This window comes from Clostridiaceae bacterium, assembly GCA_012840395.1.
GTDB lineage: Bacteria > Bacillota > Clostridia > Acetivibrionales > DULL01 > DULL01.
Genome location: DULL01000018.1, coordinates 1 through 17,236, shown reverse-complemented (window position 1 = coordinate 17,236; position 17,236 = coordinate 1). Strand labels below are relative to the sequence as shown.

The window sequence follows — 17,236 nt, the reverse complement described above, 5'->3', positions numbered from 1 at the left end:
TTACCTAAAGCATTTTTTTATTCTTCATCATTTGTACTGCCACCATAATACCTAGCTTCACATGTTCATACACCATTCCTCCCTGCATATAGGCAATATAAGGAGGCTTAACAGGCCCGTCAGCACTTAATTCAATGGATGAGCCTTGAACAAATGCCCCTGATGCCATAATTACCGGGCAGTCATATCCCGGCATATCCCAAGGTTCAGGACTAACAAATGAATCTACGGGAGATCCCTTTTGAATGCCCTGGCAGAATGAAATAAGCATATCTGGATTCCCGAATTTTATTCCCTGGATAATGTCACTTCTTTCATCTTCCCAATTGGGAGATGTTTCAAGTCCCAGCATTTCCATTAATGAAGAACAGAAAACAGCACCTCTCAGGCTCTCTGCCACTATATGAGGAGCCAAAAACAGTCCTTGGAAGAAAAGCCTGCTTTGGCCCAGTGTAGGCCCGATTTCACTACCTATCCCCGGAGCTATAAGCCTGCATGCTGCTCTTTCCACATAAAGCTTCTTTCCTGCAATGTAACCGCCTGTAAGCGCAAGTCCGCCTCCAGGGTTTTTTATGAGAGAGCCTGCAATTAAATCTGCTCCAACTTCAGTAGGTTCTTTTTCTTCCACGAATTCTCCATAGCAATTGTCAACCATTACAATTACATCTTGCCTGATATTCTTTACAAATTCAATAATTTTTTTAATTTCATCAATCTTCAAAGACGGTCTCCAGGTATAACCTCTTGATCTTTGAATAAATACCATCTTTGTTTTTTCATTAATTGCACTCTTTATATTGTCATAATCAGCTTGTCCTTCGGGAAGAAGGTCAACCTGCCTGTAGCTTACTCCCCATTCTTTTAGCGAACCAAGTCCTGCTCCACGTATTCCGATTATTTCTTCAAGGGTGTCATAAGGTTTTCCTGTAACTGATAGCAACTCATCTCCCGGCCTTAAATTTCCATACAGGCATATGGCCAAAGCGTGGGTGCCGGCAACAATCTGCTGCCTGACCAGTGCACTCTCAGCTTTAAATACATCAGCATAAACAGAATCCAGAACTTCCCTTCCCCTGTCTCCATAACCATATCCTGTAGTACCTGAAAAATGCGTTCCGCTAAGGTTATTATCCTGCATTGCCTTGATAACTTTTAGCTGGTTATACTCTTTTATTTTATTAATACGGGAAAAAATGCGTTCTGACTGTTTTTCAGCCTTTTCAGACAATTTAACAATATCATTGCTTATGCCGAATTCTTCATATAAGGCACTATGTAGATTACTATCCATTTTGTTCTCCTCTTTAGTAATTTATCCAATTGCACAAAGTTAGGTCCAGGTCATATGCGTTATTTTATGTATATATCCAAATAAAAAAAATAAACCCATGTCCATATATGTATTTTATATGACAAGGATTATAATTTCAATTATTTTCAATTTATAATTTCTAATATAAATCATTAAAATAATTATATTTGGAAATTATGTATTTTCGAATTAAGATTATATGTATTTTAACTTACTTTATATTCGAGTCTTAATTTATCTGCAATCATTGCAATAAATTCGGAGTTGGTAGGTTTACCTTTGCCAAGATTTACTGTATATCCAAATAGTGATTCAATTGTTTCGATCTGCCCTCTTCCCCAGGCAACTTCAATAGCATGCCTTATTGCACGCTCCACTCTGCTTGGTGTTGTGTTGTATGATCTTGCAATAGAAGGATATAGTTGCTTTGTTATTGAGTTTATAATATCAAGATCTTTCACTGCCATCATTATAGCGTCTCTTAAGTACTGGTAACCTTTAATATGAGCAGGTACTCCTATTTCGTGCATAATATTTGTAACTTCAACTTCAAGACTTTTTTTGGATGAACTGGAACGCATACTTCTGGATGTATCGGATGAATAATCTGACCTTATTATCTGAGCTTTATTATTTAATTTCAACTGTCTTATTCTGGAAACCAGAACCTCCATATCAAAAGGTTTAACAATATAATATTCTGCTCCTAAAGCCAAAGCTCTTTGAGTGATGCTATCCTGTCCTACTGCTGACAATATAATGAAAAGGGGCTTTTTCTTTAATTGCATGGAATTTACTCTCTCGAGTACCCCCAAACCATCAAGGTGAGGCATAATGATATCCAGAATTGCAACATCAGGAGTTTTGGACTCTATCATTTCAAGTGCCTCAAGTCCATCTCTTGCTACACCTACCACCTCGATATCATCTTGGCTCTCAATGTATTCCCTTAATATTTCTCCGAATTCTTTGTTATCATCAGCAATAAGTACTTGAATCTTATCATACATCTAGATTTCTCCCCCTGTCACATATAAAATAATAATTTGAATATACATTGAAATGCAGTACCACAGAAACTGATAGCAATGTCTAATATTTACAATACCAATATAATATTATTATTTATTCGACATAAATACAATAATATCTTTCTATTTTCTTGAAATAAATGTTATCATTAATACTGTCAAAGTGCTTAAGATGCGCTATTTATGGGCATTTCACAAGCACTCATCCATTATTCCATTTTTATAAAAAAATGGGAAATAAATTTTATCCAGTTTCCCCTAAATTTATATCATTTCTCCTTATATTCCTCAACATTCCCTCTATAAAAATACCATAACCTCTTGTAGGATCATTAACCAGTACATGAGTAACAGCACCAATTATTTTATTATTCTGAATAATAGGACTTCCTGACATACCCTGCACAATACCTCCGGTTTCCTCCAAAAGTCTTTCATCGGTTACCCTGATAACCATACCCTTTGATCCGTTAAGACTTCCTCTTGAAACTTTTAGTATCTCAATATCATATTCTTCTACAATATCCCCGCTTATATTTGCAAGAATTGTAGCAGGTCCTTCTTTTACATTAGCTCTTATTCCTACCGGGTATAACCTGTTATTAATTGCAGGCAATTCTTCTACATTGAGTTTTCCGTAAATGCCGTATTCAGTGTTTACTTCTATTGTCCCGAGATTTTTCCCTTCAATAAAAACACCTTTCAACTCTCCCGGATTTCCAACTTTACCTATCTTTACGCCCAATATGTTGGATACAAGAATTTCACCTGAAGCTATTGGCAACAGGATACCTGTATCGATATCTGTTATCCCGTGTCCGAGGGCACCAAACCAATTTGTGCTTGGGTCATAAAAAGTTAAGGTACCTATACCTGCCGTACTCTCTCTTACCCACATACCCAGTTTATATCTCTTGTCATCTATTGACCTGGCAGGCTTAACTTTAGTTAAGTATTCATGTTCACCACGTCTATACTTTATGCTTAACTCGCTTCCCTGACTATTATCTATTTCGTCTATAAGGTCACTTATGCTGTTGATACTGGTGCCATTAACCTCCACTATAACATCGCCGGGTTTTATACCACTATCTTTCGCAGGCATAACACTGGTGCCGTCAACAGTATCTACATCTGATATAGCAATTACCAATACTCCGTCTAACTTAATCTTTACTCCGATTGTATTACCGCAGGCAATTATTTTGTCATTTGAAAGTACATCAACTTTCACTGTTTTCAGGGGAATTAACCCAAGTAAATCCATCTTAAGAATTACGCTTCCGTTTTTTTCTGCGCTCAGATTGACAGAATTTCTGTTCCCCTCTGCTTTATTACCAAAGTTAATGATACCTTCCTTATCCGCTTTTACATTAACCAAAAATGGTGTCTGTATACTATACGCATTTATTTCACCCTCAATAAGAGTCAGTTCTCCAGGAGTTGTAAATATAAAATAAAGATAATTAAATAATACAGCTGATATTAATATTATAAAAAAAATAAGTATTTTTTTTCTATATGTTAAATGAAATTTCATATAATGTCCTCCGCAAATCATAAAATAAAGTCACTCTCATTAATAAAGGCATTAATAAGAGTGACCTTTTGGAGAACATATTATTCAAGCAAAATTATACTACTTTGTTATCTTTTCTTGTTTTTTGCCAGGAAAAGCAATTCTTCTGCATGTTTTCTAGTTATCTCGGAAATATGTGTTCCACTCATAATTCTTGATAATTCCTCTACTATTTCCTTCCCTTCAAGTTTCTTTACTTTGGTTAATGTTTTTTCATTTTCACTTATTTTTTCTATTAAAAAATGGCAATCTGCCATAGAAGCAATTTGAGGAAGATGGGTAACACATATTACCTGATGATTTTGGGAAATAAGGGATAATTTTTCTCCTACTTTTTGAGAAGCAATCCCACTTATCCCTATATCTATTTCATCAAAAATCAGAGTAGGAATCTGGTCAACATCAGCAAGTATGGTTTTTATTGCTAACATTATCCTTGACATTTCTCCCCCGGAAGCAATTTTAGAAAGAGGCTTTAATGGTTCCCCGGGATTTGTGGAAATCAAAAATTCAACCCGATCCATGCCTTTTTGAGTAAAGTTCCAATGGCCATCTTCACCTAAAGAATCTTCAAACTTGATAGAAGTCTTAAATCTGGTGCTTTTCATTTCCAGATCTTCCAGCTCACTGCATATTTTACTTTCCAACAGCAAAGCAGCCTTTAACCTTTCTGAGTTTAAATCCGAAGCAATCTTATATAGCTGATTTCCTGTTTCCTTTAATTTGTCATGCAAGTAAGCTATTGTTTCCTGGCTACTGCTTAACTTTTCCAGCTCTTCTTTTGCTTTATTATAGAACTGAAGAATTTCCTCAACAGTCCTTCCATACTTTCTTTTCAACTTATATATCGTATCCAGTCTCTGCTCAATTTCCTCCAGCAATGACGGATCATATTCAATATTATCCCTTTCTTTTCTGATTTCATCTATTAAGTCGTACAAAAGATACGAAATATTTTCCAACCTGTCTGCAATATCCTGATAACCGCTGTCAAAACGGCTGATTGACTTAAGCTCGGATATAGCCTGTCCAATTGTTTCAGAAGCAGGTACTTTATTGTCTTCTCCTGAATAAAGTAATTCATAGGATGAATTTAAAGCGTTTAAAATTTTCTCTGAATTTGAAAGCAATATTCTATGTTTATTTAGTTTTTCCTCTTCTCCTGGAATCAGATTAGCCTTTGCTATTTCATCAATCTGGAATTTTAGAAGATCTATTTTTCTTTCTCGTTCGCCTTCTTCACCTGTTAAAGCTTTTAAGGAGTTTTTAATCTCTTTATACTTTTCTAAAAGTTCTAAATACTTGCTCTTTAAATCTCCAATGCGCGCTCCGCCGAATAAATCCAGCAAATCAATATGACTTTCAGTTCTTAGAAGCGATTGGTTATCATGCTGTCCATGCATGTCGATCAGTCTTGAACCGATCTCTTTTAAGGTGGACACTGTCACAAGAATACCGTTCACCCTGCATATATTACGGCCTGTCAAAGTAAATTCTCTTGAAATTATTATTGTCCCGTCTTCTTCAGTAGGAATCCCGAAGTTAATGAATATGTCTTCAATCCTTTGCTTTGGCACATTAAAAACAGCCTCTACCATGGCTTTATCTTTATCTGTCTTTATTAGATCCTTGGAAACTCTTTCACCAAGTACAGCGTTTATAGAGTCAATTATAATTGATTTTCCGGCGCCAGTTTCTCCTGTCAAAACATTAAGACCTTCTCCAAACTCAATTTTGACCTTGTCAATTAAAGCAATATTATGTATTTCTAATAGCTGGAGCATACTTCACCCCCCAGTTTTATCTATCTGCCGATGGTCTTCAACCTCTCCGAAAGCTCTTCTGCAATTTTTTCAGCCCTACATACTATCATTAATGTATCATCTCCGGCAATTGTACCAAGTATCTCATCAAGTTTCAGGGAATCCAGAGCTGATGCAGCCGCCTGTGCCATTCCGGGCAGAGTTTTTACAACAACTATGTTATTGGCATAATCACTATTTACATAGGATTCACTAAAAACTTTTAATAGTTTGTTTGAAGCAACATTCACCGAGCCAACCATGGTAGAATACTTATATTTACCCTCGCTATTCATTACCTTAACCAGCCTTAACTCTTTTATATCCCTGGATATGGTTGCCTGGGTTACTTCCATCCCATGTTCCTTGAGTTTTTCAACAAGTTCTTCCTGTGTTTCAATATCATAGTTTTCAATTAACTCAAGAATTTTTGCATGCCTGCTATACTTCATTTTTCCTTAAATCCTCTCCTCGGTAATATATTTTCTTACGAAGTATACTGAAGAAATTTTTTGGATTCATCCTTATGAGGTTGACATGATGTTGGGATTTTTTCACCTCTATCACATCTCCTCCCTTTATCTCATGACCTTCCTGTCCATCAGCAGTAACCATGGCGCTATACTTGTACTTCTCATCAACAATAGCTTTGACGGTTCTGTCTCCATCAGTAATAAATGATCTGCTGTAAAGTATGTGCGGGCAAATAGGTGTAACGATAATTACATTTAAGTCTGGCTCTACAATCGGGCCTCCCGCCGAAAGGGAGTAGGCAGTAGAGCCTGTGGGACTTGAAACTATTAGCCCGTCTCCAGGAAAAATGTCAACAAATGAATCATTAATATATGTTTTTATATGAATTATTCTTGATAGCGCACCTTTTGAAATAACAATGTCATTTAGTGCAATATCTCGTCCTATTATTTTCCCGTCTCTGATAATAGCAGCTTCAAGCATCATCCTCTTCTCTATGGAGTATTGTCCGGAAAAAAGGCACTCAACTGCCTCATCTATTTTTTTCTTATCAACCTCGGTGAGAAAGCCTAAATTCCCCAAATTAATTCCCAGAACAGGAATCTCATTCTTATTTGCCGTCCTTGCGGCTTTTAAAAATGTACCATCTCCTCCAAGGCATATTATTGCATCAGTATCATCAAAAATTTCTTGATAGTCACATCCTAAATTAGTTCTACCCAGTATTACCGATATATCATTACAGATTTTAACTTTTCCGCCTCTTTTTTGCACACAATCTATCAAGGTCTTGGTATGCCTTAAATCTGTATCTCTATCGATATTTACTATAATACTTATAGTTTTCATTAAAATCTCCGATTCTATGAATAATTATGAATAATTAGATAGTTACATTTTACCATAAATTACGCAAGAACATCCATATACACAGAAAAAATTAAATTATTGAGTGTTTTTTATTCAGATAAATTATGTGATTCCTCTACAACAGCTTTTATTAGCATGTCAAGTTCATGGTCTTCTGTATAAATATTATTTTTCGTTAGATATAATAAAAATTCAATATTTCCCTCTGGACCTCTTATTGGTGAATATGTAAGTCCTTTTACCCCAAATCCTGTGCTTCGAGAAAACAACAGAATCTCTTTCAGCACTTGTACATGGGTTTCTTTATCTTTTACCACACCATGCTTTCCGACCTTTTCCCTGCCTGCTTCAAATTGAGGCTTAACCAAGCATATGATTTCCCCATCCTCTGATAGAAGTTTACTTACAACAGGAAGTACTTTTTTCAGAGAAATAAAAGATACATCGATTGACGCAAAAGAAGCAGCTTCTCCAATATCTTCCGGTTTAACATATCTTATATTGGTTCTCTCCATACATACTACTCTATCATCATTTCTTAACTCCCAGGCTAACTGTCCGTATCCTACATCTATTGCATAAACTTTTGCCGCGCCGTTTTTCAGCATGCAATCTGTAAAGCCTCCTGTAGAAGCACCAATATCCAAAGCTATTTTACCTTCGAGGTTTATACCGAAATATGATAATGCTTTTTGAAGTTTTAGGCCGCCCCTGCTTACGAAAGGATTAATATTTTCTTTTATAACAATATCATCAGTATCATTATATTTCATACCAGGCTTATCTGCTTTTACATTATTAACATAAACTACTCCCGCCATAATTGAACTTCTGGCTTTTTCACGGCTATTAAAAAAACCTTTTTTTACTAGAAGTACATCAAGCCTTTCTTTTGACAAATCTAAGCCTCCTTATTATTATGGCTGCAATCCTTATGATGTCTATACCATTCTATTATTCTTTCCGATATTGATATGGGATCAAGTTTGTACTTGGCCATAAGCTCAGGTATTTTACCCTGCTCAATTGGCATATCGGGAAAACCAAAAATCTTCATCTTAACTTTAATATTATTGTGATTCAGCATTTGTAGTACAGTTGTCCCAAATCCTCCCTTTTCTGTTCCATCTTCTACAGTAACTACATACCCGGTTTTCAATGCTGATTCTATAATTAGTTCTTCATCAACGGGTTTCAGGAACCTGGCATTTATAACTTCAGTAGATATCCCCTTCTGCTCAAGGAGTTCAGCTGCCTCCATTGAACTTTTAAGCATATTTCCGGCTGATATTATTGTAACATCTTTTCCATCTCTTATTTTTAGTCCTTTCCCAAATATTATAGCTTTTTTGTCAAAAAGCTTTCTTTCTCCGCAACCTTTCGGATATCTGACAGCTATTGGCCCTTTATGTTTTAATATGGCATAATCCAGCATTTCTTCAAATTCATTATAGTCAGCAGGTGCCATAATTGTCATATTTGGAATATGGCTGAGATAAGAAATATCATAGAGCCCTTGATGGGTCTCTCCATCTTCTCCTACAATCCCTGCCCTGTCAATTGCCAAAACCACATGAAGGTTTTGCAATGAAACATCATGAAGTATTTGGTCATAAGATCTCTGAAGAAAAGAAGAATAAACTGCAATCACTGGCTTTAGCCCAACTGATGAAAAGCCTGCTGCAAGCGCCACAGCATGCTGTTCGGCAATGCCCACATCAAAAAACCTGTTTCCGAATTTCTTGGAAAATTCATATAATCCTGTTCCATGGGGCATTGCGGCTGTAATTGCCACAACCTCAGGATCTGATTCTGCAATATTTATCATTTTTTTGCCAAATACATTTGAATATGTAACCTTATCTTCAGTTTTTGCTTCACCGGTCTCAATTTCAAAAGGAGATATACCATGAAATCTATGAGGGTTCTCCTCTGCGAAGCTATAACCTTTGCCTTTCTGAGTAGCCACATGTATTAAAATGGGTCCTTTCATGGCCTTTGCCCTGGATAAAACCAGGGTCAGTTCCGATATGTCGTGCCCGTCTATAGGACCTAAATATTTAAAGCCCAACTCTTCAAATATAATGCCGGGTGTAACCAAATATTTTATTGTGCCCTTTGCTCTTTCCAGAGCTTTAACAGCAAACTTGCCGAGAACCGGTATTTTATTAAGCACCTCATTAAAATCTTCTCTGAATTTATAATAAACCGGCTGGGTCCTTATTTTGCTTAAATGTCTGGATAGTCCTCCAACATTTTTACTGATAGACATTTCATTATCGTTTAGAATAACTATAAGATTATTCGTTGACCTTCCAGCGTCATTAAGGGCTTCAAAGGACATGCCTCCTGTCATTGCTCCGTCTCCAATTACTGCCAGTACAGAATAGTCTTCTCCTTTGATATCTCTTGCCCTGGCCATGCCTAAAGCTGCAGATATGGATGTACTGCTGTGTCCTGTATTAAAACAATCGTGTATGCTTTCTTTTACTTTTGGAAACCCGGATATTCCGTTATATTGTCTTAAATCATCAAATTTGTCCTTTCTGCCTGTAATAATTTTATGTACATATGCCTGATGGCCCACATCCCAGATAATTTTATCCCTGGGTGAGTCAAATATTTTATGAATTGCAAGGGTTAGCTCTACAACTCCAAGGTTTGAGGCCAGATGCCCTCCTGTTACCGATACTTTTTCTATTAAAAACTCCCTGATTTCTACGGACAATTGTTTTAATTGATCTATGCTAAGTCTTTTAATATCCTCTGGACTATTTATTTCTTTCAATAATTCATACATCAAATATTAATTCCTCTCTAGATGCATTTATTTTTCCTTTTCTTTTTATTATTTCCCAGACTAAATCTGCTGTTTACAAACTGAAGAAGTACACTGACTTTATATACAATATAATTGCTATTATTTATGGCAAATGTCTTCCCTAAAGCTTTTCCTCCTATGGTGGAAGCGGCAACCATCCCGCTTATCAGAAATCCCACAATGGCAGACTGCAGTGCATTCATTCCTTCTGAAATCCTCATCACTACCAGTGCACTGGCAGCGCCACTTAATATGCCGCATATATCACCGACAATATCATTACATATACTCGATACTTTATTTGCATTTCTAATTAATTTTATTGCCTTTTTGGCTCCATAATATTTTCTGGAAGCCATTGCATGAAAAGGAGTCTCTTCGGCTGCCGTCACTGAAATGCCAATAATATCAAACAAAACTCCGATAAAAATTATAAAAATAAGTACTGATATACCTGTGATTATACTTTTGTCTTCAAGAATCTTATTCGATAAAATTAATAAAGTTGCTGACAATAAAAAAGACACTATTGAAACATTTATTATCCATCTTGAATTTTCTTTTGTGCCATCTGAAAAATTAATCCTGAACTTTGCTTTTTTTTCGTCTGATGGATATTTAAAGCCATCATCCACTCCTAAAACCTCCACTAGAACAACTATAACAAGTAAATTTTAATTTATTTAACATTCAATAACTTTTGTAATTAGTTTTAATTTAATAATGGGTGGCTGTAAACTGAGTAAATTTTGTGGCTTAGGTCAGGCAGGCTTTCCCTTGAATGAAACTGAATTGTCGCCAAATCAGCGGTTTCCCTTTAATTCATCAACCGTTGCGTTACCACAAACGGGGCCTGATTACCACTTAGTCCACACTTCAATCCCCAGATTACACATTATTGACAGTCTAGGAGTTTTCCTCAACAGTCTGTCCGATTCCTAGCCTCTTTTGCAAGTAAGGTTTCAAATAGCAATAATGATTCTACATCGGCCAATGTATCATCATTTGATCCATTATCCACCAAACCCACTCAAGGCAGGCTACACTGTCCACAGCATCACTATACCGCAAGACAGGTTTAATCCCTGTTCGTAGTTGGGTTAATTTTCACCTTCCCACAATACAGGGTCTCCACGGTAGAGGGGTCAACGCCCACATGCCATTGCGGATCGCCCCTAAACCTTAACTCCCAGCATCAGCCCACTACTGGGCGTAACAAGCCGACACCAGGAACTTCATCGATATGCCCTTTAACGGATTTTTAGGCCCGTCTTCAGAACCGGCAGTACTGACTAGAATACTGCGCCACCCCTATCAAATGGGCAATATAATAAACTACGTTATTTTAAATGTAATGTCATGGTAAGTAATTATATCACATTCGTCATAAGCGTTAAAGAATCAATAACTTCTAATTATGATTCTTTTTTATCACAAATCGGATTTATTAAACTTTATCATGTGTTTATCTTATAAAACATAATTCTTAATACAGATAGAGCCGCCAGATATAAATACCAAATGAATATTAATGATCCCTTTTAAGTAAATAATTGGCAAGATCAATCAAAAATGCACCTTTTGAACCAAAACGGCTCAGGGATTCTATTGCTTTGTTTGTTGTTTCTTCCAGCATTTCTTTTGCTCTGTTCACCCCATAGAGAGTTACATAGGTTGCCTTATTGTTCGCAATATCACTTCCGAGATTCTTTCCGAGTACCTCTGCAGCCCCTTCTACATCCAATATATCATCTTTTATTTGAAATGCTAAACCCAGATTCTCAGAAAAAGTTTCTAAACTTGTAAGTTCTTCTGATGTTGCATTGCTTAAAAGGGCTGCAGAAATCACCGAAGCTTTTAAAAGTGCTCCGGTTTTCATTTTATACATGCGTTCTAATATATCATGGGAAATAATATTGCCTTCCGATTGGACATCAATAACCTGTCCGCCTATCATCCCATTAACTCCTGAAGATTTCGCAATAACTTCCATAGCCTTTACTTTATTTATTAATTCAACTTTACTGTTAATAAGACAAGCCTCTGTCATTATCTCAAATGCATAGTTTAGTAAACCATCTCCGGCCAGAATTGCCATAGCTTCTCCAAAAACCTTATGATTTGTCGGTAACCCTCTTCTTAGATCATCATTGTCCATTGAAGGTAAATCGTCATGTATTAATGAATATGTATGTATTAATTCAATTGCACAGGCAAAAGGCAAGACTTCGTCAATATGGCCATCAAGAACATCCGCCACAGCAAGGGCTAAAACCGGCCTTATCCTTTTGCCGCCAGCCATTACACTGTATTTCATGGCTTTATAAATTATCTTTTCCTGTACTTCTTTCTCTATCATTATTGAAGATAGTTTATTGTTTACCATTTCTATGTAAAAAGATAATTTTTCATCAAAATTCATTAGTTTCCTCCAAATAGTTCTTCTCTACCAGCTCACCATTTTCTCCCTCTATTAGCAAGGTAATTTGCCTTTCTACCTCTTCAAGCCGGTTATTGCAGTATTTTGAAAGTTCTACACCCTTTTTGAAATATTCGAGGGACTCATCAAGAGTAAGTTCTCCTTTTTCGAGTTTTTCAACTATTTCCTCCAACTCGGCCATGGCTTCCTCAAAGCTCTTTTTTTTCTTGTTTCCCATTGTTATTCAAAAACCTCCTTCTGTGTGCCTTTAACTTCACAATCTATCTTGCCGTCACTAATACTTACCACCAGCCTGTCACTTTGTTTGACATCCAAGACAGATTTAATAAGTTTGCCATCTTCTTGGGATTGTAAAATAGCATATCCCCTGGATAAGACATTGAGGGGGCTTAAAGAATTTAATTTCCCAACAAGTATTGACAACTGATACTTAGATTTATCTTTAACAGCCAAAGTCCATTTATATATATATCTTGAAAGAGCGTCTAAATTCATTTTTTCCTGATATACTCTGTTGTAAGGCTGTCTGAATATTCTTTCCCTGAGTTTCTCATAGTTTAGCCTGCCTGAGGATATATTCCTGGATAAGGCTCTTCTCATCCTTGAATTCATACTCGCAAGCTTTTCTTTAAGAACATATTTTTCAGGAACTACTATTTCTGCGGCAGCAGAAGGAGTGGGAGCCCGGACATCTGCTACAAAATCTGATATGGTATAATCTGTTTCATGCCCCACTGCTGATATTATTGGAATCGAAGATTCATATATACTTTTTGCCACAATCTCCTCATTAAATGCCCAAAGTTCTTCAAGAGAACCTCCTCCCCTGGCCAATATTATTACTTCAACACAACCTAGTTCATTAAATCTTTTTATAGCATTGGCTATTTGTCCGGCAGCTGGTTCACCCTGAACCTGGACAGGTATTATTTTTAAATGTACATTATTAAATCTTCTGCTTATTACATGGATAATATCTCTTATGACCGAACCTGTGGGAGAAGTAATTATACCTATTGACTGAGGCAGAAAAGGCAATTTTTTCTTCCTGCTTTGGTCAAACAGGCCTTCTTTTTCCAGCTTCTTTTTCAATTGTTCATAAGCTAAATAAAGTCCTCCTAGCCCTTCAGGCTGGATCTCCTCAGCATAAAGCTGATATTGCCCGTCTCTCTCAAAAACAGAAATATAGCCTCTTATTACTACTTTCATGCCATTTTCAAGTTTAAAATTCATTCTTGAAGCATTAAATCTAAACATCACACATTTAATAAGGCTGTTCTCGTCTTTGAGAGTAAAATACATATGACCGGAGTAATGATATTTGTAATTAGATATTTCTCCCTTAACCCAAAGATTAGAAAGTATAATATCACTTGATAAAATCTCTTTTATGTATTTATTAACTTCTGTAACTGTCAGAACATAATTCACTATTAATCTTAACCGCCGTTCCTTCTTGTTTTATGACATTATAACTTTTTTATTTCTTCATAACTTTGCCCAGAATTCCATTAATGAATGAAGCAGATTCTGAGCCACTGTACTTTTTCGCCAGTTCTACTGCTTCATTTACGGATACATTGAAAGGAATATCATCTCTATAGCATATTTCATAGATGCTTAACCTAAGTATAGACAGGTCAATCTTTGAGATTCTGTTAAGTTTCCAGCCTTTAAGCTGGCCATTAATGATTGAATCTATATGTTCAACATTGTTATATACACCATTAACAATATCTGTTACATATTCTTTTCCATTCTTATCTAATTTACTTTCATTTAAAGTATTCTCAATTTGCTCTTCTCTATTATCTTTCTGTATTTCCAACTGGTATAGGAGCTTCATTGCAACTTCTCTGGATGCCCTCCTGCTCATAACCAATCCTCCTATATATTATGCAAATTACCTGTACATGCCCGGTGGCAAAATTCTGTCCAAAACATTTCTGATATAATCTTTATCCTGACTTAATTTATTACCGATATAGTAACCCGCAGTTACACAAATCGCAATAAATATCATTCTGATAAAGCCGATAACAAGTATGCCCACAGCTAAAAGAAAACCTATCAGAGCTCCATTTATACCCCCTTTTCGGGAATTATATATCTCTATAAGTTTATCAAAATTCACATGGAACCCCCCTATTTATTCAACTCTTGCCTTGTGTGGAGAACCGGAAAACACGCTATCAACAATAACTTTAACTTCCCCGACTTCAACACCGGAGCTTTCTTCCACAGATTTTTTTACTCTTGCCTGTATTTCTGCGGAGAGGCTTGGAATATTTACTTCAGGCATAACAATGATTCTGTTTAATATAGACACGTATTCATCCTTTTTATGGACAGTTACTTTAGCCTCCTTTATTCCGGTTAACTTTTTTGTGGTATTTAATACAATATTCTCTATTGTATTCAGTGATATCTTAATTTCTCCAATATTAGTATACTTACTAACTGCATTTCTATCCTTATTTTTTCTCAAGCCGGAGAACAGAAAACTTGTGCTCATTGCAAACAAAAGCAAAGCAGCAATAAAAATTAATATGGCAGCCCCATTACTATGTAATACATTCATAAAAGAATTTGCCATACTATTTATCATCGAAGGATTAAATACTATTACCATAATAAAAACAGAGATGGCTGCAATACAAATTGTGTATATGGTGAGCAAAATTCTGTAGAATATATTCATTATTCTCCAACACCTCTTCCGTAACAACTTGTGCTTTCTTTTTCTTTAATTTTCCATGATATAATTAATTATAGATTATTTTGTAAAAAAAATAAACCCTTAGAGTTTTATAAGGGTGTATTTTTTTAAAGCATATTAAACTATATTCTATACTTTTTTCAGACTACTTTATTCAGAAGATTGCACATGCTTTATGTTTTTTTCAAATTCAATACCCTGAATATGAATATTCACTTCTACAACAGACAGCCCTGTCATGGTTTCAACAGCTTCTTTTACTTTTTCCTGAATATTCCAGGCTACCTCCGGTATTCTCGCTCCATATTCGATTATTACATAGAGGTCAATTGCAGCTTCTTTCTCTCCAACTTCCACTTTAACTCCTTTTGACATAGTCTTTCTTCCAAAAGCTTCTGCAATTCCTTCAGCAAATCCCCCGCTCATACAAGCAACTCCAGGAACCTCTGAAGCCGCAATACCAGCAATTATTGCAACCACTTCATCTGTTACTTTAATAACGCCCAGTTCATTAGTTACGCCATTAACATTCTCTTCCAATCAAATTCCTCCTCACAACCCGATACTTTAAACAGCTCTAATCAACAGGCTTATAATGTAAATTATACCATTCAAACATTTAACAAACAAGCACTAATAGCATTTGCAATCAGTTTTGCTTAATATTTGCTGCTTACAACTATTTTACTTATTTCTATACCTGCCTGTCTGGATGCTATGTCTGCAATCTGAGCAACTTCAGTACTGGAAAGGCTTGGAGCTTTTACAATTATATCCAGAGTTCCGTCTTCCCCAAATAATGCCACAACATCGCTAAATCCCAGATCCTTTACCAGTAGTTCGATCTTTGCTTCCTTTTCTGCTAATGCAACCATATTCATCATCATTTCATGGGCTTTTGATATAGTTTCCTGTGGAGCATTTGAATCTCCTGTAATTTCAGCAAGTGCTTCCATACCCTGACTTCTGGCAACATCTTTCTCGATCTTTGCCTGATAGAAGAAATCATTTGCCTGCTGAGATGCCTCAATCTCCTCCATTGCTTTCTTATCATCCTTTTTCTCGTCCTTCTTTTCTTTTTTATCCTCATTTTTTGCTTCAGTCAGTCCTTCCTCCAGGTCTGATTCGTCAACATAAACTGCTTCTCCCAGCCTGCCTCCTTCATTTCCGGCAGTGGACGTACTGCTCTTCCTGTAAGAATATTGTAGATAACCTGCAACAATTATCATTAGTACCAAAGAAAGAACTATAATTTGTTTTCTTTTATAAACCATCATAAATAATGCCCTCCTTTTGCGTTAACAAATTAATAGAGCAAGCATGCTTTCTACATTCATATATATTCATTGTCCTTTAAATTTATATCAGTTTGTTCAAAAATATTTATTCAATAATTTTATTCAAAACTTAAGCATTAATATAATTGTTATTTAGCTCTCTCCAAGATTTGAATCCTGTGAACAGGCACACCTGTCAATACTTCAACAGCCTTTATTAATTTACCCTTTATACCTGGTTTATCTGCTCCCTCAGCTACAACTACCACTCCCTTGATTTCGGGATAAATATTTTTTAAGATGACAGGCTTTTTATCTCCATTATTGTTATCTTCATACACTACTTTAGTCTCACGGTCATATTGGGTAACCTCCCTTGTACCACCTTCGCTATCCTTTTCTATGCTGCTGTTTTCACTTTCTTTTACTTCATAAGCGGGTACTATTTCATTTCCACTTATATATGTAATCATTACGTCAACTTTTCCAACACCATCTATTTTAGAGAGAATTGAAGCAAGCTTTTTCTCCATATCTGAATCATAATCCGCCAGATTATTTCTTGATACTACCTCAACACTATTATCAAAATTGTTTTGATTATTTTTGGTCATATCTACTTTATCCTTATAAAAGGAACTGGCTGCTATAAGAATTATTGCTCCAATAATCAGTACGATCAGCGAGTTTTCAATCAACTTGTTTTTACTTTTATCCTTACTTAATATGCTTTCTTTAAAAGATGACATTATCTTATTGATACTTTCCATTTAATTCACCTCAACTTGTACAATTATTATTGTATTAAATCAGTGACTAAAGCCACTGTTCGACCCATCAATAATCATAGTTAACATAACACTTTAAACTTCATACTTTTCCAAACATCAAGCACATCATCCGGCTTCACA

Annotated in this window: 18 protein-coding genes; all 18 read right to left on the bottom strand. The window is 35.8% G+C overall.

Features of this window, described 5'->3' with window-relative positions; all coding sequences use genetic code 11:
• Positions 1-4 precede the first annotated feature (4 nt).
• The 18 genes from GXX20_02285 to GXX20_02200 all read right to left on the bottom strand — a co-directional run bounded on the left by GXX20_02285 (position 5) and on the right by GXX20_02200 (position 17,074).
• Entirely contained in the window at positions 5-1,291 is a 1,287-nt protein-coding gene (locus GXX20_02285) for a hypothetical protein (GenBank protein HHW30492.1), read from the bottom strand.
• 227 nt (positions 1,292-1,518) lie between these two features.
• Positions 1,519-2,322 (bottom strand): sporulation transcription factor Spo0A, encoded by an 804-nt coding sequence (spo0A, locus tag GXX20_02280; GenBank protein HHW30491.1) that lies wholly within the window; start codon positions 2,320-2,322, stop codon positions 1,519-1,521.
• Between the two features lie 265 nt (positions 2,323-2,587).
• A complete protein-coding gene (spoIVB, locus tag GXX20_02275; protein HHW30490.1) occupies positions 2,588-3,883 on the bottom strand; it encodes a SpoIVB peptidase in 1,296 nt (431 codons plus the stop codon).
• A gap of 107 nt (positions 3,884-3,990) precedes the next feature.
• Positions 3,991-5,706, bottom strand: a complete 1,716-nt coding sequence (gene recN, locus GXX20_02270; GenBank protein HHW30489.1) for a DNA repair protein RecN — start codon at positions 5,704-5,706, stop codon at positions 3,991-3,993.
• A gap of 20 nt (positions 5,707-5,726) precedes the next feature.
• The gene (locus GXX20_02265) at positions 5,727-6,176 is read right to left on the bottom strand and encodes an arginine repressor (protein ID HHW30488.1); all 450 of its coding nucleotides are present in this window, start codon (positions 6,174-6,176) and stop codon (positions 5,727-5,729) included.
• Positions 6,166-7,047 (bottom strand): NAD(+)/NADH kinase, encoded by an 882-nt coding sequence (locus GXX20_02260; protein HHW30487.1) that lies wholly within the window; start codon positions 7,045-7,047, stop codon positions 6,166-6,168. Before GXX20_02260 ends, GXX20_02265 begins: the two co-directional genes overlap by 11 nt.
• 110 nt (positions 7,048-7,157) lie before the next feature.
• Positions 7,158-7,967 (bottom strand): TlyA family RNA methyltransferase, encoded by an 810-nt coding sequence (locus GXX20_02255; GenBank protein ID HHW30486.1) that lies wholly within the window; start codon positions 7,965-7,967, stop codon positions 7,158-7,160.
• Between the two features lie 2 nt (positions 7,968-7,969).
• The gene (locus GXX20_02250; protein ID HHW30485.1) at positions 7,970-9,868 is read right to left on the bottom strand and encodes a 1-deoxy-D-xylulose-5-phosphate synthase; all 1,899 of its coding nucleotides are present in this window, start codon (positions 9,866-9,868) and stop codon (positions 7,970-7,972) included.
• A 17-nt stretch (positions 9,869-9,885) separates the two neighbouring features.
• Positions 9,886-10,524, bottom strand: coding sequence for an Mg2+ and Co2+ transporter CorB (locus GXX20_02245; GenBank protein ID HHW30484.1), 639 nt, complete (start codon positions 10,522-10,524; stop codon positions 9,886-9,888).
• Between the two features lie 893 nt (positions 10,525-11,417).
• Complete coding sequence (locus GXX20_02240) at positions 11,418-12,311, bottom strand: polyprenyl synthetase family protein (GenBank protein HHW30483.1); 894 nt, start codon at positions 12,309-12,311, stop codon at positions 11,418-11,420.
• Positions 12,301-12,546 (bottom strand): exodeoxyribonuclease VII small subunit, encoded by a 246-nt coding sequence (gene xseB / locus GXX20_02235; GenBank protein HHW30482.1) that lies wholly within the window; start codon positions 12,544-12,546, stop codon positions 12,301-12,303. Before xseB ends, GXX20_02240 begins: the two co-directional genes overlap by 11 nt.
• 2 nt (positions 12,547-12,548) lie before the next feature.
• Complete coding sequence (locus tag GXX20_02230; GenBank protein ID HHW30481.1) at positions 12,549-13,760, bottom strand: exodeoxyribonuclease VII large subunit; 1,212 nt, start codon at positions 13,758-13,760, stop codon at positions 12,549-12,551.
• A 49-nt stretch (positions 13,761-13,809) separates the two neighbouring features.
• On the bottom strand, positions 13,810-14,205 hold the full coding sequence (gene nusB / locus GXX20_02225; GenBank protein ID HHW30480.1) for a transcription antitermination factor NusB: 396 nt from the start codon (positions 14,203-14,205) through the stop codon (positions 13,810-13,812).
• A gap of 27 nt (positions 14,206-14,232) precedes the next feature.
• Positions 14,233-14,463 (bottom strand): DUF2273 domain-containing protein, encoded by a 231-nt coding sequence (locus GXX20_02220; protein HHW30479.1) that lies wholly within the window; start codon positions 14,461-14,463, stop codon positions 14,233-14,235.
• A gap of 15 nt (positions 14,464-14,478) precedes the next feature.
• The gene (amaP, locus tag GXX20_02215) at positions 14,479-15,030 is read right to left on the bottom strand and encodes an alkaline shock response membrane anchor protein AmaP (GenBank protein ID HHW30478.1); all 552 of its coding nucleotides are present in this window, start codon (positions 15,028-15,030) and stop codon (positions 14,479-14,481) included.
• 168 nt (positions 15,031-15,198) lie between these two features.
• Positions 15,199-15,588, bottom strand: coding sequence for an Asp23/Gls24 family envelope stress response protein (locus GXX20_02210; protein HHW30477.1), 390 nt, complete (start codon positions 15,586-15,588; stop codon positions 15,199-15,201).
• Between the two features lie 119 nt (positions 15,589-15,707).
• Positions 15,708-16,325 carry a SpoIIIAH-like family protein gene (locus GXX20_02205; protein ID HHW30476.1) on the bottom strand — a complete coding sequence of 206 codons (618 nt, stop codon included), beginning with the start codon at positions 16,323-16,325 and terminating at the stop codon, positions 15,708-15,710.
• A gap of 149 nt (positions 16,326-16,474) precedes the next feature.
• The gene (locus GXX20_02200; protein ID HHW30475.1) at positions 16,475-17,074 is read right to left on the bottom strand and encodes a stage III sporulation protein AG; all 600 of its coding nucleotides are present in this window, start codon (positions 17,072-17,074) and stop codon (positions 16,475-16,477) included.
• Positions 17,075-17,236: the final 162 nt, after the last annotated feature.